The sequence below is a fragment of the Candidatus Margulisiibacteriota bacterium genome (assembly GCA_041650855.1).
Taxonomy (GTDB): Bacteria; Margulisbacteria; WOR-1; order O2-12-FULL-45-9; family XYB2-FULL-48-7; genus JALOPZ01.
On record JBAZKJ010000002.1, the window covers coordinates 483,242 to 508,276 of the forward strand.

The following is a 25,035-nucleotide window of genomic DNA, read 5'->3' on the forward strand; positions in this document are numbered from 1 at the left end:
CTATCCATATAATTTTGCCGGTCCATAACGGCTGGGAATATACCGAAAAGTTCGTCGATTGCCTGCGGCGGCAGACCCACCAAGATTACCAGTTAATCCTGGTCGACGACGGTTCGACCGATGGCACCGCCGATCAGGTCCGGCGGCGGATCGAACGGCTGACGGTGATCAAGGGGGAAGGGAAATGGTGGTGGGGCGGGGGGATGCAGCAGGGTTATCTGCATATCAAGCGAACAGCCCTGCCGGCCGACGACCTGGTCCTGATCATTAATAACGATACCGAGTTCGGCCCCGAATTCCTGGCAACCGCCGACCGGATCATGGCCGCAGAGCGGAACTGCCTGCTTTTTGCCGCCAATTATGACCGCCGGACCGGCGAACTTTACGACGCGGGCGCGAAAGCCGATTGGCGGATCTTAAGATTTCCCAAGAACGTGCCGGAGAGCGAAATCGATTGCCTCTCGTCCCGCGGCTTGTTCCTGCGGGTCGGCGACCTCATCAAGCTCGGCGGCTTCCGCCCATTTTTCCTCCCGCATTATCTCTCGGACTATGAATTCACGATCCGGGCGCGCCGGCGCGGCTACCGGCTGATCGTCCGGCCGGAACTCAATCTTTTATACGATCCGTCGCAAGGCGGGCATTACCTGCTGGCCAAGGAAGTCGTCTCTTTCGGCGATTACCTGCGCAAAAGTTTCTCGCTCAAGACCCCGGTCAACCCGGTGATCATGACCAGCTTCGTTATTTTATCCTGCCCGCTGCCGTACCTGCCGCTCAACCTCCTGCGGGTCTGGGGCAGGTTTTGCGGCCGGACCTTTGGGATGTTCCGCAAGTTCTATTATTATCCCGCCCGTTCCCGGTTCCGGAACAGCGGTTTTTATCGCGGCTGGAAACGCTTCCAGCGCCGGTTGGGAAAGAAAAAATGAAAAAGCTCATCTACTTTTCCCGCTTTTTGCCGACCATTGACCGGGGCGGCGGCTGCCACCGGATGATGCAGATGCTGACCGCTTTGTCCGGCTTTGAAGTTGAACTGGTTTCCGCGCCGCGCGGCGACTGGCTGCCGGAGAATAAGCTCCGGCATAACGCCCGGGAGGTCGCGGTCAACGTGCAAAGCGCGCTGGCGCGATTATCGCCGGCCGTTGATTGGGGCCCGGACCTGAATAAAATGGCTATCCGGTTCCGGTCGATCGCCGGCCAATGGGCGGATAAGCTGACCGCCGCCAAAGCGCCGGCGCTGGTGATCATTGACGACCCGATCTACTTTCTGCCGCTGTACGATAGGGTCAAGAAGCTCGGACTGCCGGTCATCGCTTTTTGCCAGAATATCGAGTCGCTCTCGTTCGTTCACCCTAACGTGAAATCGGCCCGCGCCCTGCTGCAGCAAGAGCTGGAGACGCTGGCCGGCTGCGACGAAGTCGTCCTGCTGGCGCAGGAAGAAGACTGGCTGCTCCGCAACCTGGGACAAAAGCCGATCCTGTTCCCTTACTATCCCGTCCAACCGCTGGTCGACCGTTTAATGGCGGTCCGCCAGGCGCGCAGCGGCGGTGCTAAAAATGACGTTTTGCTGATGGGCACCGCCAATAATTTGCCAACGCGGTTGGGCATCAGCGAAGCGCTTGCCTTTTGGGGTGGAGCGTGCCGGGAACGGTTGCTGGTCGCCGGTTACAATACCGGTCGCTATTTTGAGAACAAGACCTTTCCGGACAATGTCCGGTTGCTCGGCGAGCTGACCAACCAACAGCACGATGAACTGCTGGCCAGGGTCAAGGCGGTACTGTGTTACCAGCTGAGCGGCTCCGGCGCCCTGACCCGGATCTGCGAAATGCTGATCGCCGGCGTTCCCGTCGTCGCGAACCGGCACGCGGCCCGTTCTTACCACCGGCTGGACGGGGTGCACGAATTCGACACGCTGGCCGACTTGCCCAAGCTCCTCGCCGGATTGCCGGAACAGGGGGAGGAGAGCGCACCGCCGCAACCGCCCGATCCGGGGCCGCTGCGGGCGGCGATCGCCAAATATTTATGAACAAACCTTTGGTCTCGATCATAACGGCGACTTTGAACCAGGGTGAGTTCATCCAGGAGACGATCGATTCGCTGAAGCGCCAGTCTTATAAAAACTTTGAGCATATTGTTATTGACGGGGTCTCCAACGATGGGACGCTGGATATCCTCAAGAAGAACGCCGGTTCCTATAATATGCGCTGGTGGTCGGAACGCGACCCGGGGATGTACGCCGCGATCAATAAAGGTTTGCGCCTGGCGCAGGGGGATATCCTTTGTTACCTCAATTCCGACGACCTCTATCTGCCGTGGACCCTGGAGACGGTGGCCGAAGCCTTCGCCCGTTTCCCGGCGGCCGGTTTTATTTACGGCGACATGATCAAGTTGACTCGTTCCGGCAAACTCCTGACGTTTTTCATCCCGCCGATCGAGCAGGATCATTTTTTGAGCGGCGGGTTTCTCGCCCAGGCGGCGGTCTTTTTCCGCCGGTCCGTTTACGAGCGGCACGGCGGCTTTGACGAAACGCTGAAGTACGTGGCCGATTGCGACTACTGGATGAAAATGGTCGGGCGGGAAGAGTTCCAAAAGATCGAGGAATTCCTGGCCGTGGAAAGGGACCACGCGCAGGCCAAGCGTTTTCACGAGCGGACCGCCGTTTTTCAGGAGCTGGCGCAGGTCCGGACCCGCTATACCGCGCTGGGAGCGAATGCCCGGCAGCAAGAATACGAAAATAGCAGTCGCCGCAACTACGGCCGCAGATTCCTGGAACTCTACGCGCAGCGCGGCGCTACCAGGCGGCGCCGGGATTCTTGGTACCGGACGATCGGCCAACTGTCCGGCCGGGCCGGCCGATTACGCTGGGCGGCGCGCCGGGCCCGCAACTTCGCCAAGCGGACTTACCAACAGCTGCCGCTTTTCTTTACCCGGCCGATCGTCAAAGAGCGTCCGCGTCCGGGAACGTTCGTCATCCAGCAAGTCGCGATCATCGCGCCGGAATCGCCGCTCCCTTTGACCTCCGGCAGCAAGATCAGGATCTACCATTCGCTGCAGGCGTTCGCCGCCAAATATCCCGTTTCGCTGGCCGCTTTTGCGGCCGGGACCGATCGCCGGGAGCTGGAAAGTCTCAGAAAGCGCTGCCAGTTGCTGCTGAATATCATGCCGCGCGAAAAAACTGATGATCTTGTCCGGCGCTCGCTCTTTTCCCTGTTGCCGTATAAGGCCTTCAAGCTGTTAACTCCGGATACCCGGTATGAGATAGTCGACCTGCTCGATCATCTCGATCAATGCCTGGTCTGGGCGCACGACCTGGCTAGCGCCGCCTTTTTGCCGGCGCAAAGGGACAAAGGGTGTTACACGGTCCTTGACCTGCATAACCTGGAGCAGGACTACTGGGGGAGCTTTTTGCGGCACCCGAGCTGGTCTTATAAATTTTACGCCTGGCAAAACCTGATCAAGACCCGTTGGCTGGAAAGACTGGCTTTTCGCCGGGTCGACGCCGTGGCGGTCGTTTCCGAACAGGACAGGCAAAAGATCGCGCCCCGTTTGCCGCGCCATTGCCGGGTACTGGTCGTCCCCAACGGGGTCGACACCGCTTACTACCAGCCGGTCCAAGAGGAGGCCGCGGGGAATAATATTATTCTTTGCGGTTCGCTCGACATTACGATGAACGCCGACGCCGCCGTCTATTTTGCCAAAACGGTCCTGCCGCTCGTCCGGCAAGCGGTGCCGGACGCGGCCCTGACGCTGGTTGGGCGCGATCCGGGGCCGGAGATCCGCGCCCTGGCGCAGATCAAGGGGATCACGGTCACCGGCACGGTCGACGATGTCCGGCCGTATTACCGGGAAGCGAGGATCGCGGTCGTGCCGCATCAGCTGGGGGCGGGGACCAAACTGAAAGTGCTGGAAGCGCTGGCGCTCGGCGTCCCGGTAGTCGCGTCGGTCCTGGGGGCGCACGGGCTGGAAGTTAAGAATGGCGAGAACATCGTTATCGCCGCGGACGCGCCGGAGATGGCGCGGCAGATCGTCGATCTGTTGGCGAACCGCGCCCGGCGGCAAGCTTTAGCCGCAGCAGGCCGGCGCCTGGTCGAAGAGTGCTATAATTGGCCGGCGATCTTTGCCCGGGCGTTGGCGCAGATCGCAATGATGCAAAAAGAAGCAGGGGACAAACATGCTTGAGCGCAAAGTCGTTATTTTAACCCAGCATTTCGCGCCGGAGGTCAACGCGACCGGCCAGTACATGGCCGATCTGGCGGATCATTTCGCCCGCAACGGCTATCCTGTCCTGGTCATTGCCCAGCGCTCCTCGCGGGAACAACCCAAATGGGAAGAGTACGCGCCCGGCATTAACCTGGTCCGGATCAAGAATTCCTCGTTCTTCCAGCGGAACGTCCTGATGCGGATGCTCAATTCGCTGACCTATTTCCTCCGCTGCTTTTTCCGTCTCGGCTTGATCAGGCGGAACGATATCGTGGTCCTTTTATCGGACCCGCCGTTCATGCCGCTCCTGGGTTGGCTGCTGAAAAAGCTTAAACGGGTCAGGCTGCTTTACGTCATTTACGACGTTTATCCCGACATTGCCGTTAAGCTCGGTTACCTGAATTCGCGCGGCATCCTGGCGGTCGGCTGGGATATCCTGCACCGGCAGTTCATTAAGACGGCCGACGTCACGGTCGTGATCGGCCGCTGCATGGCGCGGGTCATCAGGGCCAAGCTCCGGCCGGGGGAGGGGAACGTTTTCCTGGTGCCGAACTGGTGCGACGAGAAACAGCTTAAGCCGCTTCCCAAGGAGAAAAGCGCGCTGACGAAGGGCTACAATCTCCAGGGTAAATTCGTCGTCCTCTATTCCGGCAACATGGGAATGGCGCATCCCCTGGAGCGGGTGATCGAAGCCGCGGCGCGGCTTAGGGATAACCCGGACATCGTCTTCCTCTTCTGCGGCGAAGGCCGGAAAAAAGAAAAATTAATGAAGCTGGCGGCCGCGCATGGCTTGCTCAACGTCCTTTTTCGCCCTTTCGTTCCTAAGGAGCAATTGAACGAGGTTTATGCCGCCGCCGACGTCGGTCTGGTCGTCCTGGATGAACGGGCGACCGGGTTGAGCGTGCCAAGCAAGCTGTACGCCCTGCTGGCCGCCGGCCGGCCGGTGCTCGCGCTGGCCGATAAACGGACCGAAACGGCGCTGGTCGTCAGCGAAGCGGCTTGCGGTTACGTGCTTGACCCGCAGAAAAAGGACGATTTGGCCGATAAGATAATGGCCCTCTACAACGATCCGGCCAACAAGGCGTTATTGGGGGAAAAGGCCAGGGCTTACAGCGTCAAGCGCTGCGCCAAGCAGCTGTCGCTGGAGCGCTATCTTGCCCTGCTCGTCAAACGCGAAAAAACGCCGCTGGCCCGAGAAACGATGGAAGCCGGTTTGCTCTGGTTCAAGGAGCGCGGTTTTTACCCGGCCACGGTCATTGATGTCGGCGCGGGGAGCGGCACGCCGCCGATCATCCGCACGTTCCCGGAATCGTACTATATCTGGCTGGAGCCGCTGGCGGAATACGCCGTCGGGCGGGAAAAACTCCTGAGCCGGTATCGGGGTGAATACCTGAACGCGGCGGCCGGGCGCAGTGCCGGTTCCCAGGAGATCAGGGTATCGGCGGACCTGGTCGGCTCTTCGCTGTTGTTCAGCAAAAAAGCGGACCCGCAGAGCTTGAAAACTATTGATGTTATCCGGCTGGACAGTCTTAAGCCGCAGCCGGGTTGGAGAGAGCCGATCCTGCTCAAGATCGATGTGCAGGGGTTTGAAATGGAAGTCCTGGCCGGGGCGACCGGCATATTGGACCGCTGCGAGGTCGCGGTCATTGAAACCTCGCTTTACCAGTTCTATCCGGGCAATGCTTTGATCAGCGAAGTGATCGCGCGGATGGTGGAGCTCGGTTTCGTCGTCTTTGACCTGGTCGGTCTCAGTTACCGCCCGTATGATAACGCGCTCGGCCAGGTTGACGTGATCTTTATCAAAAAGGATTCTCCCCTGAGGAATTCGACGCGTTGGACTGCTCCGGAAATGGAGGAATTATGGCCAAAGAAGCCCAGTTAACGGAGATCTTCTCTTCTTTTCAGGGTGAAGGCCTTTATCTCGGCCAGCGCCAGCTCTTTGTCCGTTTTACCGGTTGCAATCTTTCGTGCCAGTATTGTGACAGCCCTCAGGCGCTCGAAATAACGCCCAATTACCGCCTTGAGGCCGTTCCCGGCTCCCATAAGTGGGAGAGTAGGGGGAATCCGGTCGGGGTAGGGTCACTGGTCGAACTGCTGGCAGGGCTGCAAAAGCCCGGTTTGGACCATTCACTCAGCCTGACCGGCGGCGAGCCGCTTTTACAAGTTGATTTCCTCAAGGAGTTCCTGCCGGCGGCGAAAACGGCGCTCAAATTGCCGGTTTACTTGGAAACGAATGGGACGCTGCCCGACCATCTTAATGAGGTGATCGACCAGATCGATATCGTAGCGATGGATCTCAAATTGCCGTCCGCGACCGGCGAGTCGGCTTACTGGAAAGAGCACAAGCGGTTCCTGGAGACAGCTTACTTGAAAGAGGTTTTTGCCAAGATCGTGGTCGTGCCCGAGACCAAAGTGCCGGAGATCATTGAAGCGGCCAAGTTGATCGCCGGGGTCGATGAGCAGATCGTGGCCGTTATCCAGCCGGTTACGCCGCACGGCCAGGTCAAGCACCGGCCTACCGCCGAGCAGCTGTTCGCTTTCCACGCCAGCGCGCGGCGCTATTTACAGGATGTTCGCGTGATACCGCAGGCGCATAAACTGCTGGGGCTGGCTTAATTCCGCGAGGCGGATAACCGGGCGACGACCCCTTGCAGCCATTTGACCGCTTTTTCCTGGTGGGGATCGAGGCCGATCGAATCGAGCGATTTAAGCAGTTTGATCTTGTATTCGGCCGCGCCCTTGGTCAGGTCATCCAGCTGGCCGGCTAACCATTGCCTGGCTTCTTCCCGGCCGGAGGCCAGGGTCTCTTTATTGATCTCTTCGGTCAGCGCGACGAACTCTTCGCTGGTGTTGGAGAGGAGCCGTTTTAAGTGGAGCTCCTTGATCTTGTAGATCAGGCTGTGCAGCTCGTTCTGTTCCAGGGCGAATTTCTCGAACAGCTCGATCGGGTCCAGGTTCAGCTCCTTGGCGATCTTGGCCGCTTCTTTGCTCAGCTTTTTCTCTGCCGGTTCTTCGTTTACCTCCACGCTCTCCAGGTTGGCCAGGACCGGTTCGCTGCTGCCGCGCCGGATGATCGGAGCGGGGATGATCGCGGCCTCCGGCGCTGCCGGCTGGGAGATCGTCGCCCGTTCGTGCGGGTTGATCCGGTTGGAATGCTTAAGCATCTTGGCGTGCTCGCGTTTGCGGGCTTCCAGCTCGGTAATATCTTCTTCCTGCTTAACGGTCGATTGCTCGTTCTCGACCTTGCTGGTAAAGTCGCGCCGCATGAACAGCGTTTTAAAATCGGCCGTTTTATCGAGTGCGCCGCCGCGTTCCTCGATCAGCTTCCGGTCGGTCGCGGTGAAAGTCGCGCTCTGGTTGCCGGCAGTTGCCTCTGCCTGCAGCCCGGGATTAACGATAACGGGCGCAATGAATTGTGCCATTCTACTATATTTATCGTGTTAATTAAGGCAAAACTTGCATCTGGGCCTTAGCCCTATGACCACGCCGCCATAAGAAGGGGCCTAATTAAGGCCTAGTTGACAGGTAATTCTGGCTATGTTACAGTGTCGCATAATATATCTTATGTGGAGTTACGCAAGGGTGACGAATGGCTAGTATTTGGCTCCGGAGGGCGAAAAATATCGTCACCTCCCCTTTATCCACAACCTTAGTGAACAGCAAAATAAAGTGCTGAAATTATTCCCGGATTAGTTCGATAATAATAAAGATATGGCTGAAGATTATCTGTCCCCTGCATATATTCAGGCTAAGCCTGCCTTGGCTGGCGTTTCACCGGCTGACCAGACAGCCGTGCTCATTAATACCAAGCAATATGGTAAGGCCTTTAAAGCGATCGATAATCTGGTCAAGGCGGCCGCGGAGATCGATAAAGCGACCGAAAACCAGCTTATTGGCCAGCTTAAGGCGGTCATTAGCCGGGTTAATAACCCGGAAATTCGCTATAAAGCGCTTTTAACGCTGGGGGCCTTACATAATAAGGTAGGCAATATAACCGAGGCGATCACGGTCTATGTCCAGGCGATGCGCTTAAAACCGGGTGAGATCGAGCCGCCGCTGCGGCTGGGCCGGATCCACGAATACCTGACCGAATACGATAACGCGCTCGATTGTTATGATATTGTCCTCAAGCTCGCGCCGCAGAACGTTCAGGCAAAACAGCGGATAGAAGCGATCCGGCAGATCCGGGCGGAATATCAGCAGTTACTTGAGCGCCGCTAAGTGGTCGTTAATGCTTTCCCGGGCCTGGTCAACAAAGATCAGCTGGTCAAGTACGTAGGTTTCCAATTCCTCTTTGTTATTAAAGGTCAGGCTTGAGCTGGATTCCCCGTCATCGACATTGATCGTGATCGGGAAATCTCTGGCTGATAAATGCGGCTGGTTCTGATCGGTCGGGTCCGCCAACAGGTCCTGCAGGGTATTCAACGCTCTTTCCATTTTGTTCAATTGCGGCAGATAAACCCGCTCCAGTAAATTGAGCGCCACATCTTCATTGGTCGCCCCCCAGGCCATAACGTTCCCGAGAGCGGCGTTCGTTATCCGGGCCTGCCCCGCTTTGGCGACCAACTGGTCCAAAGAGGCGTCGGTAATGAAGTGCAAACCGCCTTCGTAGCGGCTATACGAATTAACCGCGTCCTGCAAACTGCCCAGGGAGGTATTACGCACGCTTGCCTGCTGCTGCATTACCGTGACCGCCTGCGACGTCCGGCCCTGGTAAATGCCGTAGATCTGGGTTTGCCGGCCAAAGCCGCCGTTGTCCGGGTCACTTGTTAAAACGCCCCGGACCAGCGATTTGGCGTTGCGGCTGGAAAAGTTCTGGTTAGACAGCACCGCCTGGTCGTTGTTATTCATCAGCATGAAACCGCCGCCCGGGAGATAGCCAACCGCCTGGAGATGGCCGCCGGAAACGCCGCCGGGCGTGTAGAGATTGGTGCCGAAATATTCCGTCTGCAGTCCTGCCGCGTGAAAGTAATAGGAATAAGAGTTGGCGTAAACGCCGCAGTCTGCCCGGGCCTTACCCGACGCATCCCGGGACAACTGGCCGTCATTCTGCGGGGTCCAGACGTAGCGGTCGTTGACGTTGATATGCGAGCCGACGAAGTGGTGCGCCATGAACGCTTCCAGGTCGGCGATAAACGCCGCCTGCAGTTCCGGGTTGCCGCACAATTTTCCCCGGTAGGTGTTCTGAACGTAGGTGTCGAATTCCTGGGCGCTCATGGTGGATGGATCACCGGGTGAACTGGTGCCCGCTACCGCCTGTTGGCCGCTGACGGCGTCTTCGAAAAAGCGGTTGGCAATAGTCGCAAGCGCGTTGGTGAAATTGGCCTTGTCCTGCCGCAGCAGCCCCTCGCCCTGCAGCGTTTGGAACAGGTTGTCGGAATTGACCTCCAGGAACCCGTCGTGGTCGCCGTCCGAGATCAGCGCCGTGATGTCGTTGCCTACCCCGCCCATCCCCCACCAGGTTGAAAACTTAGCGTCAGGACTAATGACCCCTTTGGCCTGCAGGGTATTGAATATCCGTTCAGCAAAAGCGCGTTTGGCTTCGTCGAGCGGGCCGGTGTACCGTTCGGTCGCTTCCACGATCGGGTTATATGACGCGGACGGGTCATCGTAGATCGGTCCGGTATTCTGGGTGGTCACTACGGCCGTGTCGGCCGGGTCCGCGGCGGCCGGGGCGCTGTCGCAAACCGGCGCCGGCGCGGTTTCCGACTGGACGCTGCCGGTGTTGATGGTGATGGTTTGGCCGACCTGGATCCGGTCGGCATTGTCGATCCCGCTCTGCCGGGCGATCTGGCCGACGCTCTGGCCGCCGGCGAGCGACAGCCCGTTAGCCCGGGCAAACCCGACCGCTCTCGCCCTGATCTTGCCGAGCGTATCGCCGGCCCGGACCGTATAGGTCATGGTGCCGGTTTCCCGGTTCAGTTCAAAACCGTTGGTCCCCTGGAGCTGGGCTCCCTGGTTGACCACGGACGTATTATTGGTTACTGTGACTCCTGCCATTCTTGGATGGTCTCCTTACAGATATTATCGTATTAAAAGGGGTAAAACTTGTGAAAAAAAGCTATTTAAGGATGGACTGCAGAATGCCGAGGCCGTCCGCTGAGCCGAGGAGCGCTTCCGCCGCCCGTTCCGGGTGCGGCATCATCCCCAAAACATTGTGTTTTTTGTTGGTAATACCGGCAATATTGGCGGTCGAGCCGTTCGGGTTCTCGCCGTAATAGGTGAAAGCGATCTGCTTGTTCTTCTTCAGCTCCGCCAGGGTTGCTTTATCGCACTGGTAGTTCCCTTCGCCGTGGGCGATCGGGATATTCAGGATCTGCCCCTTTTTCAGTTTCCGGGTAAAAGGGGTTTTATCATTCTCAACCCGCAAATTGATGTGCCGGCAGATGAAATGGACGTCCCGGTTGCGGATCAGGGCGCCCGGCAGCAGTCCGGCCTCGGTCAGGATCTGGAAGCCGTTGCAGATCCCGATCACTAAACCGCCCCTCTCCGCGTGCTTTTTGACCGCTTCCATGACCGGGGAAAAACGGGCGATAGCGCCGCAGCGGAGGTAATCGCCGTAGGAAAACCCGCCGGGAACGATGACGCAATCCAGGTGGTCAAGCTTCTTCTCCTGGTGCCAGACATACTCGACCGGCTGTTGCAGCACGTCCTTGACGGCGTTATAACAGTCGTGGTCGCAGTTCGACCCGGGGAAAACAATGACGCCGAATCTCATCTAATCGACGACCTCATACCGGTAATCTTCAATTATCGGGTTTGCCAGCAACTTTTTGCACATTTCGTCGATCTGTTTTTCCGGTGCTTCCAGTTCGATGTATTTACCGATGTGAACGTTGCTAACGTTCTTATAACCCATCGTGTGGAGGGCGGACTCGACTGTCTTCCCCTGCGGATCAAGGACCCCCTGTTTCGGCGTGACGTAGACCTTGATTTTTGCCATTACAGCCCAAACCTCCGGAAAATGACCTCGACGTTCTTGAGATGGTTGCGCAGGTCGAAGATCTTGTTGATCTCTTCCGGCGAAAGCTTTTTCAGCGTGTCCCGGTCCTCCAGCATCAGCTCGCGCATCTGCTTGCCGGTGTTGCGCGACTTCATGGCGACCGTTTGCACCACCTTGTAAGCTTCTTCCCGGGTCAGCCCTTTTTCCGTCAGGGCTAGCATCAGCTTTTGCGAGAAGATGATCCCGCGGCTCCGGTCGATGTTCTGCCGCATGTTCTGCGGAAAAACGACCAGCCCGTCCATGACCCAGGCGAACTTCTGCAGCATATAGTCGACCAGCTGGCAGGTGTCGGGAAAAATGATCCGTTCCACCGACGAATGGGTGATGTCGCGCTCGTGCCAGAGGGCGACGTTCTCCAGCGCCGCCAGGGCGTTCCCCCGGACGACCCGGGCCAGGCCGGCGATCCGTTCGCAGGTGATCGGGTTCTTCTTGTGCGGCATGGCGGACGAGCCCTTTTGCCCCTTGCCGAACGGCTCTTCCACTTCCCAGAACTCGGTCTTCTGCAAAGCGCGGATCTCGGTGGCGAACTGTTCCAGCGTGGCGGCGACCACGGCCAGCGTGGTCAGGAATTCGGCGTGGCGGTCGCGCTGCAGCACCTGGGTCGAGGCCGGCGACGCTTTCAGCTTCAGTTTTTTGCAGACGAACTCTTCGACGCGGGGGTCGACCGCGGCGTAGGTGCCGACGGCGCCGGAGAGCTTGCCGACCGCGATGACGTCGCGGGCGTGCAGGAGCCGTTCCCGGTTCCGCTCCATCTCCGCTACCCAGACGAGGAGCTTGAGGCCGAAGGTGATCGGCTCGGCGTGGACGCCGTGCGTCCGGCCCATCATGACGGTGTTCTTCTCTTCCTTGGCCCGCCGCTTCAGGATCTTGAGCACTTCGTCGACGTCCTTGATGATCAAGTCGGCGGCCTCGCGCAGCTGGATCGAGCGGGCGGTGTCTTCGATGTCGTAGGACGTCAGCCCCAGGTGGATGTAGCGCGAATCGCGCCCGACCTTTTCGGCGACCGAGGTCAAAAAGGCGATCAGGTCGTGCTGGGTCTCTTTCTCGATCTCGTTGATCCGGTTGACGTCAAAAGCGGCCCGGCGCTTGATCTTGGCGAGCGCCTCGCGCGGGATCTTGCCGAGCGAGCTCCATGCCTCGCAGGCCGCGATCTCCACCTCCAGCCATTTCCGGAACTTGTTCTCTTCCGACCAGATCTCCCGCATTTTGGGGAGCGTATACCTTTCGATCATCGGTTTTTTTTCCTTCCTATCTAATGGTCATCGACTCGATCTCGTCCATCAGCGCTTCGATCATCTCCGCTTCGGGCACCTTACGGACGATCTGCCCCTCGCGGAAAATGAGCCCTACCCCCATGCCGGCCGCCAGGCCGACGTCGGCGTCGGCCGCCTCGCCCGGGCCGTTGACCTCGCACCCCATAATGGCGACGCTGAGCGGCTGCTTGATCTGCCGGGTCCGCTCCTCGATCTCATTGGCGATGCTGACCACGTCGATATCGGCCCGCCCGCAGGTCGGACAGGAGATGATCGTTACCCCGTGGTAGGTCAATTCCATCGATTTGAGGATCTCGTAGCCGACGCGGACCTCCTCCAGCGGGTCGCCGGTCAGCGAGACGCGGATCGTGTCGCCGATCCCCTGGGAGAGGATCGCCCCGATCCCGGCGGCGGAACGGACCATGCCGGTGCGCGGGATGCCGGCCTCGGTAATGCCGACGTGGAGCGGATAAGAGGTCTTTTTGGATATCTCCAGATAAGCCTGGATCGTCATGGGGACCGAGGTCGCCTTGAGCGAAATGACGATATCGTGAAAATCGTTCTCTTCCAGGATCTTGATATTGCTCAGCGCGCTTTTGACCAGCGCTTCGGCGGTCACGTGCCCCTGGTATTTTTTTTTCAGATTCTTTTCCAGGGAACCGGAGTTGACGCCGACCCGGATCGGGATCCCGTGGTCCTTGGCCGCTTTGACGACCGCCCGGACCTTGGCCGGGTCGCCGATGTTCCCCGGGTTGATCCGGAGCTTATCGACGCCCGATTCCGCCGCGATGATCGCGTGCTCGTGGTTAAAATGGATGTCGGCGACCAGCGGCAGGTTGATCTGCCGCTTGATCTCCTTGAGAGCCAGGGCCGACTCCCGATCGGGTACGGCGCTCCGTACGATCTGGCAGCCGGCCTTTTCCAGCTCGTTGATCTGCTTGACCGTGGCGTCGATGTCCGACGTCTTGGTCTTGGTCATAGATTGGACGGCGATGGGGTTGCCACCGCCGATCTCAATCCTGCCGATCTTGATCTTTTTGGTGTTATTTCGCTTCGTCAGCATAAGCGTTCGCGATCGCTCCAGTCCCCAGCGGGATGGTCAAGATCGCGCCGATCCCCCAGAACATGTTGCCGATCCCGGCGACGATCCCGACCAGGATGACCAGCAGGAAGTGCTTCCACCAGCCGTTCTGGGTGACCAGGGCGCGGCTCGTTTTTAAGCCGTCCATGATCGACAGCCCCTTATCAAAGATCAGCAGCAGGGAGAAAAGCCAGCAGACGCCCAGATAAATAACGCCGATGATCGCGGCCGCCAGCAGCAACCCGCCCAGGGCGCCCCAGTTGTAATTGAAGCAGACGGCGGCCGGGACGAAACAGAGCATGAAAATGACGCCGATCAGGATGCCGCCGAAGAAAACGCTGAAGAAACGGCTGAACGGAGCAAAGACGTCGTTGAACGCGACGGCGCTTCCCCTTTTCGCCTTGACGAACATGTACTGCAAACCGACCGTCGGCGCGATCAAAAAGCCGAGGATCGCGGAGACGATGCTGGCCAGCAGGATGACGATAAAATTCTTGATGTAAATGTTCCACGAATCAACGAATGATTTGCCGATATCCATGAGAGTCCTCCTTTAGAGAGACGCTTTCCCGGTTAATTTCTTGTAAGCCTCTAGATACTTTTCCCTGGTCTTTTGCACCACCTCCTCGGGTAGTTTCGGGGCCGGGGGTTCCTTGTCCCAGCCGATAGATTCCAGGTAATCGCGCAGGAACTGCTTGTCGTAGCTCGGTTGCGACCGGCCGACTTTATAAAGGTCCTTAGGCCAGAAGCGGGACGAATCGGGGGTCAGCATTTCGTCGATAATGATGATCTCGCCGCCATGGAAGCCAAATTCGAACTTGGTGTCGGCGATAATGATCCCCTTCTTGTCGGCATATTCGGCGCAGGATTGATAAGCTTTGATCGTTTTTTCTTTGATGGTGTTGGCGGTCTCTTTACCGACCTGATCGACGACCTGTTCGAAGGTGATGTTCAGGTCGTGCCCCTGCTCCGCCTTGGTCGTCGGGGTAAAGATCGGTTCGGGGAGCTGGGACGACTCTTTCAGCCCGGCCGGCAGCTTGATCCCGCAGATCGATTGCGTCTTTTGGTAGTCTTTCCAGCCGGAGCCGGAGAGATAGCCGCGGACGACGCATTCGACCGGGATCAGTTCGGCCTTTTTGCCGATCACCGACCGCTTGGCCAGCTTATCCTTGAACGGGAGGAGCTGCTGGGGGTATTTATCGACGTCGGACTCGATAATATGGTTCTTGATGATGTTCCGGGTGAAGTCGAACCAAAAGAGCGAGATCTGGGTCAGAATGGCCCCTTTGTCCGGTATCCCGTTCGGCATGACGGAGTCGAAGGCGGAAATACGGTCGGAAGCGACCAAAAGCAAGGAATCGCCCAGGTCAAAGACGTTGCGGACTTTCCCTTTTTTAAAGGGCTTGATCCCGGGCAGATCGATCTCCAGTAAAACTTCGCTCATTCACTGGGGATTATATCATTATTTGCGTGATTTGAGAAAGGCTTGATCGTACAAAATGTAGTCCCGACTGTTCTCGATCGTTAGCCTTTTAAAACCGAAAAGCTCGGGATGATCGAGGAAACGGCTGAAGCTGGGATCGCTTTTATAAGCCTGACTGTTTTTCAGGTTGTAATTGACCACTATTAGCCTGATGTTCCTTGCCCGGATAAAAAGAGGGAAAGAGACCGCTTCCTTTGAGTCGACGTCAACATATTTCAGATTGGCCCCCAAAAAACTGTCAAATTGCCCTGTCGCGAGGAAGTTAGCCTCCCTGCCGCCGGCCAATGAAGTCATTTCGGCGATCATCGTGGTCAACATATTGTTATTGCGCAGCGCCCTCCTCCCGTATTCGCTCTGTTTACTTATCACCGGATTAATGATGAGGAGCAGGCACAACAGGATAGCGCAGATAGCCGTATCCCATTGTTCATTGACCGTTTTTCCGGTCAAAAACAAGGCGATGATCAGGACCAAAGGTAAGTTTAAAAGGACAAGATAGTGAAACCTAGGATAAATTATCAGGCAGGAGAGCAGCGGCGGTAGGGAGAATACAGCCAGGCCGATGATGATCGTTCGGTTATCGCGCCAGTTCACCCCGGCCTTGGCCATCCATCGCCTGCGGCCTAAAACGGCATAGATCGTTACCCCCAGCAAGAGCAAGGCGTTGAGGCGGCGGACCAGCTTATTGTACCGGGCCGGCGCCTGTAAGCTGTTGTAAATAAAGGGGCGGATCGCCCTGACCGGGGTGTTAACGACATTCGTTTGAATATGTTTGGCGACTGCCCCGGGAGCGTTAAGCCAGGCGGTCCAGATCGAATCGGCCTTTCCGAAATAGTGACGGGTGGTGCTCTGCCAGTCACCGAAAGGGATCGGCCCGGTTTTTTTCCAGTTTGCGTGATTTATCTGAAAGTGCTGGCCAAAAGCGACAAAACTCCGGTCGCCGATCGGGATCCCGAACCGGAAAATAAACAAAACTCCCGAGACAAACAGCAGCGCCAGGGCCAGCGCTTCGATCCGGCCGAGCCTTTGCCGTTTGGCTAAGCGACCGATGACCAGAAACAGGACGATCGCCAAAAAGATAACCAGCGCCAGGCTGTATTCGGGCCGGATATACGCGGCGATCAGCGCGCCGAGAGCGAGCACGGCAAAAGCCGCGAGCGCGGACGGCAGGCGTTTGGCCGCGACCAGTGTCAGGCAAATAAAAATAAAGGCGAAGTTGGTGACTTTTGGATAAACCGGGAAATTGAACATCGAGGTCAGAAACCCAAGCGCAATGAGCAGCGCCACGCTCAGCGGGATGTCCAGGGAAAGCGCCAAAAGGAAAAGCGCGATCGGCAGGCCGGCGGCGATCAGGGCGGCGCTCAAAAAATACAGTTCGAGCGGGGCCGGCTGGAACAGAGAGAGGAGATAATACCAGAGCGCATAGAGCGGTCCCCAGCTGGCTGCCGGAAATCCCAGGCTGAGGAGCTTTACCCCCAGGAAGAGGTAAGAACTCTCGTCGGACATGCTTAACATAAAGTAACTCTTGCTCTGAAATACAAAGCGCAGGCAAATTACGGAGAAAACAACGCCGGCCAAAATCTTAAAGCGATTATTCCATAAATATCGTTGCACTTAAGTCTTAGCCCTTTACAATTTTTTCAGCAATGTCAGATAGAGGAATTGCGGCAAGGCCAGCTGCCTTTTCCAGCGCTGCGGCTCGGTCACTAAACGGTATAACCATTCAATGTACAAAACTTGCGTCCAGCGGGGGGCCCTTTTCTTCCGGCCGGAGATGACGTCGAGACTGCCGCCAATCCCCATGCCGACGCACTTCAGTTCCGCCAGGTGACGATCCAGCCACTTTTCCTGCCGCCCCGCCCCCAGCCCGACAAAGAGGAGATCGGGGCCCGCGTCAAGGATCAGCTTGAGCAGTTCCGAATCGTCACCGCCGAAATAACCGTGATAGGTGCCGACCACCTGCAGGCTGGGAAAACGTTTTTTCAGTTGCCGGGCTGCTTCGTCGGCCACACCGGCAGCGCTGCCGGCTAGGAAGACTTTGTACCCTTTTTCGGCGCTAATCTCGGCCAACTTCAGCATCAGGTCGATCCCGCTGACCCGCTCTTGCAAAGGCGTTCCGAGGATCCGGGCGACGACGACCATGCTGATCCCGTCCGGCACGCGGAGGGCGGCACCGTTCAGGATCGCCTTGAGCTCCGCGTCCGTCTGGGAGGCGACGATCATTTCCGGGTTCGGCGTAGCGATCAGCTGAGGCTTGTTCGTGGCGATCAGCATTTCTACCCTGGCGGCCGCTTCCTCCAGCGTGACGTTGTCGACTTTTATACCGGCGAGATCAACTATGGCCATTGTCCCTTTAACCATTACGGTAAATAGTATACAATATTTTTATGGCAGAAAGAATTCCCGGCAAACAGGCGCCGAAAGAAACTCTGGTAGATATAAAAGAGCTTGTTGCCGCTTACTACTCGGTTAAGTGGCGGAAAAGGGTCGAGTTCGGCACCTCCGGCCACCGGGGAACGTCGCTGAACGGCTCGTTCAACGAGCAGCATATCCAGGCGATCACCCAGGCGATCTGCGATTACCGCAAAGCGCAGAAGATCACCGGGCCGCTCTTCATCGGTTTTGACACCCACGCGCTCTCCTACCCGGCCTTTAAGACCGCGCTCGAGGTCCTGGTCGCCAATGACGTTAAAGTGGTCAGCAACGTTAACGACGAGTTCTCGCCGACCCCGGTCATTTCCCGGCAGATCATCAACCATAACCGGCGCCAAGCGGCCGGCAGCGCCGAGCTGGCGGACGGGATCGTCATTACGCCGTCTCACAACGGCCCGACCGACGGCGGCTTCAAGTACAATCCGCCGCACGGCGGCCCGGCCGACACCGACGTCACCAAAGTGATCGAGGGGAAAGCGAACGAATACCTCACCTTCCAGAACGAACGGGTCAAAATGACGTCGTTCGCGGAAGCGAGCAGCCGGGTGCAGCGGCGCGATTTTGTCGGCGCGTTCTCGGGCGACCTGGGCCGGGTCGTTGACATGGCGGCGATCAAGGCCGGCCAGGTCCGGATCGGCGCCGACCCGCTCGGCGGCTCCGGCGTCCACTACTGGGAGCCGATCGCGAAAATGTACGGCCTGGACATCACCGTCGTCAACAAAGAGGTTGACCCGACCTTCGGCTTCATGACGGTCGACTCCGACGGGACGATCCGGATGGATTGTTCTTCCCCCGCCGCGATGGCCGGCCTGATCGGCCTGAAAGACAAGTTCGCTATCGCCTTCGGCAACGATCCCGATTTCGACCGGCACGGGATCGTCACCCCCGACGGCCTGATGAACCCGAACCACTATCTCTCGGTCGCCATCTGGTACCTGATGCAGAACCGGCCGAACTGGCCCGCCAACCTGAAAGTCGGCAAGACGCTGGTCAGCAGCAGCATGATCGATCGGGTCGTCGCCGGCCTCGGCAAAGAGCTCTACGAAGTGCCGGTCGGTTTCAAATGGTTCGTCCCCGGTTTGAGCGAAGGCTGGTTGGCGTTCGGCGGCGAAGAGAGCGCCGGAGCATCTTTCCTGCAGTTGGACGGCCAGACCTGGACGACCGATAAGGACGGTTTTGCTCTTGCCCTCCTCTCGGCCGAGATCCTGGCGAAGACGGGCCAGACCCCGTCGCAGATCTACCGCGACGTGCTGGTCAAGCAATACGGCAACCCGCTCTACAAACGGGTCGACGGCCCGATCACCGACGAGCAGAAAGCGGCGCTCAAAGCGCTCGATCCCGCTAAGATCACCGGCCAGGTTGCCGGCCTGAAGATCGTCAGCGTCCTGACCAAGGCGCCGGGCAACGGCGCGCCGATGGGCGGCGTTAAGGTCATCCTGGAAGACGGTTCCTGGTTCGCCATCCGTCCCTCCGGCACCGAGCCGAAAATGAAGCTCTACCTGGAAAGCTGGAGCGGCGAAGCGCTGCTGGCCCGGCTCCAGGCGGAAGCGCCGGCGCTGATATTTGGGGAAAAAGCGTAAGTCTGTTATAATGCTCCTTGATGTCAGGAGCAAATTTCGACCAGACCGACGAATATCAAGCGCTTTGCCGCCACCGGAGAGGGTTAGCGGCCGACCTGAAAGGGCTGTTCGCCCGCCGCTGCGTCAAGACCCCGCACCTCTATTACGATTATTCCCGCCAACTGGTGGATGAGACCGCCGTCACTCTCCTGCTCCGCCTGGCCGAAGCGACCGGCCTCCGGTCCAAGATCAAGGCGATGTTCAAGGGCGAGAAGATCAACGTCACCGAAGGGCGCGCCGTCCTCCACGTCGCCCTGCGCGATCCGGACCGCTACCCCGAGGTCAAAGAGGTCCTGGCGCAGGTCAAGGCGTTCGCCGCGCAGAACAAGCTGAACAATCTCGTCGCGATCGGGATCGGCGGCTCTTATCTCGGCCCGGAATACCTGGCCGAAGCGTGCGCCCCTTACGCCCTGCCCGGCAAGAAACTGCGCTTTGTGGCGAACGTCGATGGGACCGACTTCGCCCGGAAAACGGCGGGACTGGACCCGAAAGATACGCTGGTGATCATCATTTCCAAGACTTTCACCACCGCCGAGACGATGAAGAACGCGGAGACGGCCAAGGCCTGGATGCGGAAAGCGCTCGGCGCTTCACCCGAGGTCATCAAGCAACATTTTATCGCCGTTTCCACGGCGGCCGACAAGGTCAAGGCGTTCGGGATCGACCCGGCGAACATGTTCGGTTTTTGGGACTGGGTCGGCGGGCGCTACAGCGCCACGTCGGCGGTCGGCGCCGTGCCGCTCGCGCTTTATCTCGGTTACGATAACTTTGCCAAAATACTCGACGGGGCCCGGTGGCTGGATACCCATTTCCTGCACGCCGCGTTCGAAGAGAACATCCCGGTCCTCTCCGCCGTGCTCGATATCTGGAACATCAACTTTATGGGCTACAAGACGAGGGCCTTGCTCCCCTACTTCCAGTCCCTGGGCAGACTGCCGGCCCACACCCAGCAGGTCGAAATGGAGAGCAACGGCAAGCTGGTCGATAGCGAAGGGAAGCCGGTCAGATACGATACCGGCGAGGTAGTCTTTGGCGAACCGGGAACGAACGGCCAGCACTCGTTCTACCAGCTGCTGCACCAGGGGACCCAGATCATCCCGTGCGACTTTATCGGTTTTATCAAGCCGCAATACCCCCTCGGCGAAGCGTCACCGACCTCAGTGACCCATCACGAAGAGCTGATGACCAACTTCTTTGCCCAACCCGACGCTTTGGCGTTCGGGAAAAAAGACGATTACCTGCCGAAGAACTTTCCGGGGAACCGCCCGTCCAGTTCATTATTATTATCAGAATTGACCCCGTTCACCGCCGGATTACTGCTGGCCTGGACCGAACACCGGGCGGCGGCCAAAGGTTTTATCTGGGGGATCAACAGTTTCGACCAGTTCGGGGTCGAACTCGGGAAGAAGCTCGGGGTTGAGCACCGGAACCGGATCCTGGAAGCGCGCCAGACCGGCCGGCTCAACGTCCAGGGCTTGAACCAGTCGACGGCTGAATTGCTGATGGCTTTTATAAAGGGGAAACTGCCTACTTGATCAGGGCCAGGGCCTCGGAGCGAGCCTTGGCATCCCGCTGAAAAATACCGCGCACGGCGGAGGTGACCGCTTTCGTTCCCGGCTTTTTAACCCCGCGCATCGACATGCAGAGATGCTCCGCTTCGATCACGACCAGGACGCCTTGCGGCTTCAGCTTAGCCATTAAACAATCGGCCACTTCGCTGGTCAATCGTTCCTGGACCTGCGGCCGCTTGGCGTAACCTTCGACGACCCGGATCAGCTTGGAGAGGCCGGTGATCCGCCCCTTGGTCGGGATATAGACGACGTGCGCCCGGCCGACGAACGGGACGAGGTGGTGTTCGCAGATCGAGTAGAACGGGATGTCTTTTAACATCACCATCTCTTCGTGCTCGCCCTGCTGGAAGAGCGTCAGTTCCCGGCCGGGATCGACCGCCAGACCGGAGAAGAGGTCGGCATATAAGGCGGCCACGCGTTTAGGGGTTTCCTTAAGGCCTTCTCTGTCGGGATCTTCTCCTATAGCCTGTAAGATTTCCCGGACAGCTTTTTCTATTTTCTTTTGGTTGATCATTAGAATAGCCCCGTGATCTTGCCGTCGGCCGTGACGTCCATGTTCTCGGCCGCGGGGTGCTTGGGCAAGCCCGGCATCGTCATGATGTCGCCGGCGAGCGCGACGACGAACCCCGCCCCGGCCGACGGTTTCAGTTCGCGGATGGTTATTCTAAAGCCCTGGGGCCGGCCGTAGACTTTCGGGTTGTCGCTGAGCGAATATTGCGTTTTGGCGATGCAGACCGGCACGTTGCTCAAGCCGTTCTCGGCCAGCAAGGCGAGATCGGCCTGCGCTTTGGCCGTGTAGTCGACCCCGTCCGCCCCGTAGATCCTGGTCGCGATCAGCTCGATCTTGTCTTTGAGCGGTAAACCGAGGTCGTAAAGCGGTTTGAAGCTGGACGGGCCGGCAGCCGCCTGGGCGACCGCTTTGGCCAGCGCTTTCCCCCCCTTGCCCCCCTTGGCCCAAACGTCGGATTCTTCGGCCGGCACGCCGAGCCCCGCGCATTCCGCCAGGATCGCGGCGATCTCCTGGTCGGTGTCGTTCGCCTTGCGGTTGACCGCGATGACGACCGGGACGCCGAACAGCTGTAAATTCCCGACGTGCTTGGCGACGTTGGCGTAGCCGTGCCGCTCGATCGCCTGTTTGGTGACGACCAGGACGGCGGCCGACGGCTGGAGGCCGGCCGCCCGGCATTTAATGTCAAAGAACTTTTCCGCTCCCAGGTCGGTGGCGAACCCGGCCTCGGTAATGACGTAATCGGCCAGCTTCAGCGCCAGCCGGGTGGCGATCAGGGTGTTGCAGCCGTGGGCGATATTGGCGAACGGGCCGCCGTGGATAAAGGCCGGGCCCCCTTCGATCGTCTGGACCAGGTTCGGTTTAAGCGCGTCGAACATCAGCAGCGCCATCGCCCCCTGCGCCTTCAAGTCGGCGGCGGTGACCGGTTTCCCCTGGCGGTTGTAGGCGACGATGATCCGGCCGAGCCGGGCCTTCATGTCTTCCAGGTCTTTGGCTAAACAGAGGATCGCCATGACCTCGGACGAGGCGGTGATGTCGAACGTGCCGCGCAGGGCGCGGTCGTTCATGTCCATCACCCGGCGCCAGACGATCCGGTTCTCATCAATGCCGAGCTCGTTCCCCTGGTGGATATGGTTGTAGAGCATGGCGGTCAATAAATTATGGGCGGAGGTGACCATGTGCATGTCGCTAGTCAGATGGAGATTGATATCCTCCATCGGCAGGACCTGGGAGTAGCCGCCGCCGGCCGCGCCCCCTTTCATCCCCATGACCGGCCCGAGCGAAGGCTCGCGGATGCAGACGACGGAGTTCGGCAGGGCCTGGGCCAGGCCGATCGTGGTGGTCGTCTTCCCCTCGCCTTGCGGCGTCGGGGTCATGGCGGTGACCAGGACCAACTTCCCCTCTTTGGCTTTGGCCAGGTGCTTAAAGGCCTGGAGGTTGATCTTGGCCTTGTAGCAGCCGTGCAGCTCGACGTCGGCCAGGTTAAGCCCGGCTTGCTTGGCGACGTCGACGATCAGCTTCAGTTTCGCCTGCTGGGCGATCTCGATATCGGTCTTCATAGTTTTTCCTTGATCCGCTGGTAGATCCCTTCGCCCGTTAACCCGTATTTGGCCAGGACGTCTTCCCGCCGGCCGTGCTCGATAAAAGCGCTCGGCAGGCCGAGCCGCAACGTTTTGACGCTGACCTGCTCCTGTTCCAGCAGTTCCAGGACCGCCGAACCGAAGCCGCCATCCAGGCCGCCCTCTTCGACCGTGACGAGCAGGCCGGAATCTTTGGCACTATTTACGATCAGCTCCCGGTCGAGCGGTTTGACGAACCGGGCGTTGATCACCCGGCCGTTGCCGAAACGTTTGGCCGCTTCGATCGCCGGCGCGACCATGGAGCCGACGGCAATGATGGTGATCGGCGATTGGGAGCTGGGGAGCGGCGCCCGGTAAACGATCTCCCCCTTGCCGAGCGCGATCTCGGGTGACGATTTACGCTCGATCAGCTGGGCCGAGCCCCGCGGGTAGCGGAGGGAGATCGGGCCGGAATGGTTAACGGCAAACCCGAGCATTGGCGCCAGTTCCGCATCGTCACCCGGCGCCATGACCGTCATGTTCGGGATCGAACGGAGATAGGCCAGGTCGAGGATCCCGTTGTGCGTCGCGCCGTCCTCGCCGACGATCCCGCCCCGGTCGACGGCGAAAGTGACCGGCAGGTTCTGCAGGCAGACGTCGTGCACGATCTCGTCGTAAGCGCGCTGCAGGAAGGTGGAATAAATGGCGACGACCGGCTTGAACCCGCCGCGGGCCAGCGCGCCGGCGAAAGTGACCGCGTATTCTTCCGCGATCCCGACGTCAAAAAAGCGTTTGGGAAAAGCGTTGGCGAATTCCTCCAGGCCGGTGCCGTCGAGCATCGCGGCGGTCACGCCGACGATCTTGTTGTCCTGTTTGGCCAGGTCGTAGAGCGCCTTGCCGAACGCCTGGGTATACGTCACCTTGCCGTTGCCGCTCAGCGGCTTGCCGGAGCCGATCTCGAACGGGCCGGTGCCGTGGAACCGGGTCGGGTCTTTCTCGGCCGGCGGGTACCCCTTCCCCTTCTTGGTCAGGACGTGGACCATGACCGGGCCGGGTACCTCGCGGGCGTGGTGGAGCGTGCTCATGATCAACGGGATATTATGCCCGTCGATCGGGCCGAAATACTTGAAACCGAGCTCTTCGAAGATCACGTCGACCTTAAAGCTGACGACGATATGCTTGGTCCGGTCCTTGAGCTTGCGGGCCGCTTCGAACATCGAAATGCCGACCCGCGGGATCTTTTTGACCAGTTTCTCGATCCGGTTGCGCAGCTCGATATAGGCGCCGCTGGTGGAGACCTGCGTCAGGTAGTTGGAGATCGCCCCGACGTTCTTGCTGATCGACATTTCGTTGTCGTTCAGGATCACGATCATGTTGCTCCCCAGGTTGTTGACGTTGTTGATCGCTTCGTACGCCAGGCCGCCCGACAGCGAGCCGTCGCCGATCACCGCGACGACCGCGTGCTTTTCCCCCGCCAGGTCGCGCGCCTTGACCAGGCCGAGCGCCTGCGCGATGGAGGTCGACGCGTGGCCGACGGTAAAGATGTCGTGGGGGCTTTCCGCCCGGTTGGGGAAGCCGGAGACCCCCCCGGCCTGGCGGAGGGTCTCGAAGGAAGCGAGCCGGCCGGTCAGGATCTTGTGGGCGTAGGCCTGGTGGCCGACGTCCCAGACGAATTTGTCGCGCGGGCTTTCAAAAGAAGCGTGCAGGGCGACGGTCAGCTCCACCGCTCCCAGGCTGGAGGCGACGTGGCCGCCGGTCCGGGACGTGACCTCGACGATCTTTTGGCGGATCTCCCCGGCGACCTGCTCCAGCTGTTTGGTGGAGAGCTCGCGCAGCGTTTCCGGCAGTTTGATCTTATCGAGTAAAGTAGACATAGTGCGTGATCAGGGTAATGACGACGGCCAGGACGGCGCCGCAGAAGACCTCGATCGGATCGTGGCCCAGTACCTCCTTGAGCTTTTCCAGCCGGACCTTGCCGTTGGCGTAGATGTCGTCGATGATCTTGTTCAGCATCTCGGCCTGCTTGCCGGCCGCCCGGCGGACGCCGGTCGCGTCGTACATCACGATCAGGGCGAACACCAGCGAAATGGTAAAGAGCGGCGAGCTCCACCCCTGCGTCAGGCCGATCCCGAGCGTCAGGGAAGTGACCGAGGCCGAATGGGCGGAAGGCATGCCGCCGGCCTCGAAAAAGTGCCAGAAGTTCCAGTGCCCTTCGGTAAAGTAGTAGATCACGACCTTGATCGACTGGGCCAGGAACCAGGAAATAGTGACGGCGACGAAAGTGAAATTGCCGAGCAGCGCGAGTATAAAAGCGACCAGTAAGTCAAACAA

22 protein-coding genes are annotated in these 25,035 nt (G+C 59.0%); 8 read left to right on the top strand and 14 right to left on the bottom strand.

Annotated elements, in window-relative coordinates:
• Window positions 1-14: 14 nt before the first annotated feature.
• The 5 genes from WC529_07230 to WC529_07250 are packed head-to-tail and all read left to right on the top strand — an operon-like array spanning window position 15 to window position 6,810.
• On the top strand, window positions 15-923 hold the full coding sequence (locus tag WC529_07230; GenBank protein ID MFA5114067.1) for a glycosyltransferase: 909 nt from the start codon (window positions 15-17) through the stop codon (window positions 921-923).
• The gene (locus tag WC529_07235; protein ID MFA5114068.1) at window positions 920-2,020 is read left to right on the top strand and encodes a hypothetical protein; all 1,101 of its coding nucleotides are present in this window, start codon (window positions 920-922) and stop codon (window positions 2,018-2,020) included. The genes WC529_07230 and WC529_07235 overlap by 4 nt, the downstream gene beginning before the upstream one ends.
• A complete protein-coding gene (locus WC529_07240; protein ID MFA5114069.1) occupies window positions 2,017-4,173 on the top strand; it encodes a glycosyltransferase in 2,157 nt (718 codons plus the stop codon). The genes WC529_07235 and WC529_07240 overlap by 4 nt, the downstream gene beginning before the upstream one ends.
• Window positions 4,166-6,076 (top strand): FkbM family methyltransferase, encoded by a 1,911-nt coding sequence (locus tag WC529_07245; protein ID MFA5114070.1) that lies wholly within the window; start codon window positions 4,166-4,168, stop codon window positions 6,074-6,076. The genes WC529_07240 and WC529_07245 overlap by 8 nt, the downstream gene beginning before the upstream one ends.
• Entirely contained in the window at window positions 6,055-6,810 is a 756-nt protein-coding gene (locus tag WC529_07250; GenBank protein MFA5114071.1) for a 7-carboxy-7-deazaguanine synthase QueE, read from the top strand. The genes WC529_07245 and WC529_07250 overlap by 22 nt, the downstream gene beginning before the upstream one ends.
• On the opposite strand, the gene WC529_07255 is transcribed toward WC529_07250, so the two are convergent.
• Window positions 6,807-7,616, bottom strand: a complete 810-nt coding sequence (locus WC529_07255) for a hypothetical protein (protein ID MFA5114072.1) — start codon at window positions 7,614-7,616, stop codon at window positions 6,807-6,809. The two genes, WC529_07250 and WC529_07255, sit on opposite strands and share 4 nt — an antisense overlap.
• A gap of 289 nt (window positions 7,617-7,905) precedes the next feature.
• Here WC529_07255 and WC529_07260 point away from each other — a divergent pair, with 289 nt between their 5' ends.
• Window positions 7,906-8,415 (top strand): hypothetical protein, encoded by a 510-nt coding sequence (locus WC529_07260; protein MFA5114073.1) that lies wholly within the window; start codon window positions 7,906-7,908, stop codon window positions 8,413-8,415.
• Here WC529_07260 and WC529_07265 read toward each other — a convergent pair.
• The 9 genes from WC529_07265 to WC529_07305 form a co-directional block, all read right to left on the bottom strand.
• The gene (locus WC529_07265; protein MFA5114074.1) at window positions 8,398-10,161 is read right to left on the bottom strand and encodes a LysM domain-containing protein; all 1,764 of its coding nucleotides are present in this window, start codon (window positions 10,159-10,161) and stop codon (window positions 8,398-8,400) included. The two genes, WC529_07260 and WC529_07265, sit on opposite strands and share 18 nt — an antisense overlap.
• A 94-nt stretch (window positions 10,162-10,255) precedes the next feature.
• Window positions 10,256-10,912 (bottom strand): phosphoribosylformylglycinamidine synthase subunit PurQ, encoded by a 657-nt coding sequence (gene purQ / locus WC529_07270; protein MFA5114075.1) that lies wholly within the window; start codon window positions 10,910-10,912, stop codon window positions 10,256-10,258.
• The gene (purS, locus tag WC529_07275) at window positions 10,913-11,137 is read right to left on the bottom strand and encodes a phosphoribosylformylglycinamidine synthase subunit PurS (protein ID MFA5114076.1); all 225 of its coding nucleotides are present in this window, start codon (window positions 11,135-11,137) and stop codon (window positions 10,913-10,915) included.
• Entirely contained in the window at window positions 11,137-12,429 is a 1,293-nt protein-coding gene (gene purB, locus WC529_07280; protein MFA5114077.1) for an adenylosuccinate lyase, read from the bottom strand. The genes purS and purB overlap by 1 nt, the downstream gene beginning before the upstream one ends.
• 16 nt (window positions 12,430-12,445) lie before the next feature.
• Window positions 12,446-13,513, bottom strand: a complete 1,068-nt coding sequence (gene ispG / locus WC529_07285) for a flavodoxin-dependent (E)-4-hydroxy-3-methylbut-2-enyl-diphosphate synthase (GenBank protein MFA5114078.1) — start codon at window positions 13,511-13,513, stop codon at window positions 12,446-12,448.
• Window positions 13,494-14,072, bottom strand: a complete 579-nt coding sequence (locus WC529_07290; protein ID MFA5114079.1) for a hypothetical protein — start codon at window positions 14,070-14,072, stop codon at window positions 13,494-13,496. The genes ispG and WC529_07290 overlap by 20 nt, the downstream gene beginning before the upstream one ends.
• A gap of 12 nt (window positions 14,073-14,084) precedes the next feature.
• A complete protein-coding gene (locus tag WC529_07295) occupies window positions 14,085-14,975 on the bottom strand; it encodes a phosphoribosylaminoimidazolesuccinocarboxamide synthase (protein MFA5114080.1) in 891 nt (296 codons plus the stop codon).
• Window positions 14,976-14,993: 18 nt separating this feature from the next.
• Window positions 14,994-16,529: a hypothetical protein gene (locus tag WC529_07300; protein ID MFA5114081.1), complete on the bottom strand. Its 1,536-nt coding sequence runs from the start codon at window positions 16,527-16,529 to the stop codon at window positions 14,994-14,996.
• Window positions 16,530-16,643: 114 nt separating this feature from the next.
• On the bottom strand, window positions 16,644-17,375 hold the full coding sequence (locus tag WC529_07305; GenBank protein MFA5114082.1) for a WecB/TagA/CpsF family glycosyltransferase: 732 nt from the start codon (window positions 17,373-17,375) through the stop codon (window positions 16,644-16,646).
• Window positions 17,376-17,401: 26 nt separating this feature from the next.
• On the opposite strand from WC529_07305, the gene WC529_07310 reads away from it, so the two are divergent.
• Both WC529_07310 and pgi read left to right on the top strand, forming a co-directional pair.
• Window positions 17,402-19,027 carry a phosphoglucomutase, alpha-D-glucose phosphate-specific gene (locus WC529_07310; protein ID MFA5114083.1) on the top strand — a complete coding sequence of 542 codons (1,626 nt, stop codon included), beginning with the start codon at window positions 17,402-17,404 and terminating at the stop codon, window positions 19,025-19,027.
• A 20-nt stretch (window positions 19,028-19,047) separates the two neighbouring features.
• On the top strand, window positions 19,048-20,601 hold the full coding sequence (gene pgi / locus WC529_07315; protein MFA5114084.1) for a glucose-6-phosphate isomerase: 1,554 nt from the start codon (window positions 19,048-19,050) through the stop codon (window positions 20,599-20,601).
• On the opposite strand, the gene folE is transcribed toward pgi, so the two are convergent.
• The 4 genes from folE to WC529_07335 are packed head-to-tail and all read right to left on the bottom strand — an operon-like array spanning window position 20,594 to window position 25,035.
• A complete protein-coding gene (gene folE / locus WC529_07320) occupies window positions 20,594-21,151 on the bottom strand; it encodes a GTP cyclohydrolase I FolE (GenBank protein ID MFA5114085.1) in 558 nt (185 codons plus the stop codon). The two genes, pgi and folE, sit on opposite strands and share 8 nt — an antisense overlap.
• On the bottom strand, window positions 21,151-22,704 hold the full coding sequence (locus WC529_07325; GenBank protein ID MFA5114086.1) for a formate--tetrahydrofolate ligase: 1,554 nt from the start codon (window positions 22,702-22,704) through the stop codon (window positions 21,151-21,153). Before WC529_07325 ends, folE begins: the two co-directional genes overlap by 1 nt.
• Window positions 22,701-24,578, bottom strand: a complete 1,878-nt coding sequence (dxs, locus tag WC529_07330; protein MFA5114087.1) for a 1-deoxy-D-xylulose-5-phosphate synthase — start codon at window positions 24,576-24,578, stop codon at window positions 22,701-22,703. The genes WC529_07325 and dxs overlap by 4 nt, the downstream gene beginning before the upstream one ends.
• Window positions 24,559-25,035 (bottom strand): divergent PAP2 family protein, encoded by a 477-nt coding sequence (locus tag WC529_07335; protein MFA5114088.1) that lies wholly within the window; start codon window positions 25,033-25,035, stop codon window positions 24,559-24,561. The genes dxs and WC529_07335 overlap by 20 nt, the downstream gene beginning before the upstream one ends.

Excerpts from the sequence above, each read along its gene's own strand:
- WC529_07235 (MFA5114068.1), top strand. The coding sequence starts at position 920 with ATGAAAAAGCTCATCTACTTTTCCCGCTTTTTGCCGACCATTGACCGG.
- WC529_07250 (MFA5114071.1), top strand. The coding sequence starts at position 6,055 with ATGGCCAAAGAAGCCCAGTTAACGGAGATCTTCTCTTCTTTTCAGGGT.
- WC529_07310 (MFA5114083.1), top strand. The coding sequence starts at position 17,402 with ATGGCAGAAAGAATTCCCGGCAAACAGGCGCCGAAAGAAACTCTGGTA.
- WC529_07260 (MFA5114073.1), top strand. The coding sequence starts at position 7,906 with ATGGCTGAAGATTATCTGTCCCCTGCATATATTCAGGCTAAGCCTGCC.
- WC529_07305 (MFA5114082.1), bottom strand. The coding sequence starts at position 17,375 with ATGGTTAAAGGGACAATGGCCATAGTTGATCTCGCCGGTATAAAAGTC.
- purB (MFA5114077.1), bottom strand. The coding sequence starts at position 12,429 with ATGATCGAAAGGTATACGCTCCCCAAAATGCGGGAGATCTGGTCGGAA.
- folE (MFA5114085.1), bottom strand. The coding sequence starts at position 21,151 with ATGATCAACCAAAAGAAAATAGAAAAAGCTGTCCGGGAAATCTTACAG.
- WC529_07300 (MFA5114081.1), bottom strand. The coding sequence starts at position 16,529 with ATGTTAAGCATGTCCGACGAGAGTTCTTACCTCTTCCTGGGGGTAAAG.
- pgi (MFA5114084.1), top strand. The coding sequence starts at position 19,048 with ATGTCAGGAGCAAATTTCGACCAGACCGACGAATATCAAGCGCTTTGC.
- ispG (MFA5114078.1), bottom strand. The coding sequence starts at position 13,513 with ATGCTGACGAAGCGAAATAACACCAAAAAGATCAAGATCGGCAGGATT.
- purS (MFA5114076.1), bottom strand. The coding sequence starts at position 11,137 with ATGGCAAAAATCAAGGTCTACGTCACGCCGAAACAGGGGGTCCTTGAT.
- WC529_07255 (MFA5114072.1), bottom strand. The coding sequence starts at position 7,616 with ATGGCACAATTCATTGCGCCCGTTATCGTTAATCCCGGGCTGCAGGCA.
- WC529_07245 (MFA5114070.1), top strand. The coding sequence starts at position 4,166 with ATGCTTGAGCGCAAAGTCGTTATTTTAACCCAGCATTTCGCGCCGGAG.
- purQ (MFA5114075.1), bottom strand. The coding sequence starts at position 10,912 with ATGAGATTCGGCGTCATTGTTTTCCCCGGGTCGAACTGCGACCACGAC.
- WC529_07325 (MFA5114086.1), bottom strand. The coding sequence starts at position 22,704 with ATGAAGACCGATATCGAGATCGCCCAGCAGGCGAAACTGAAGCTGATC.
- WC529_07240 (MFA5114069.1), top strand. The coding sequence starts at position 2,017 with ATGAACAAACCTTTGGTCTCGATCATAACGGCGACTTTGAACCAGGGT.
- dxs (MFA5114087.1), bottom strand. The coding sequence starts at position 24,578 with ATGTCTACTTTACTCGATAAGATCAAACTGCCGGAAACGCTGCGCGAG.
- WC529_07295 (MFA5114080.1), bottom strand. The coding sequence starts at position 14,975 with ATGAGCGAAGTTTTACTGGAGATCGATCTGCCCGGGATCAAGCCCTTT.
- WC529_07290 (MFA5114079.1), bottom strand. The coding sequence starts at position 14,072 with ATGGATATCGGCAAATCATTCGTTGATTCGTGGAACATTTACATCAAG.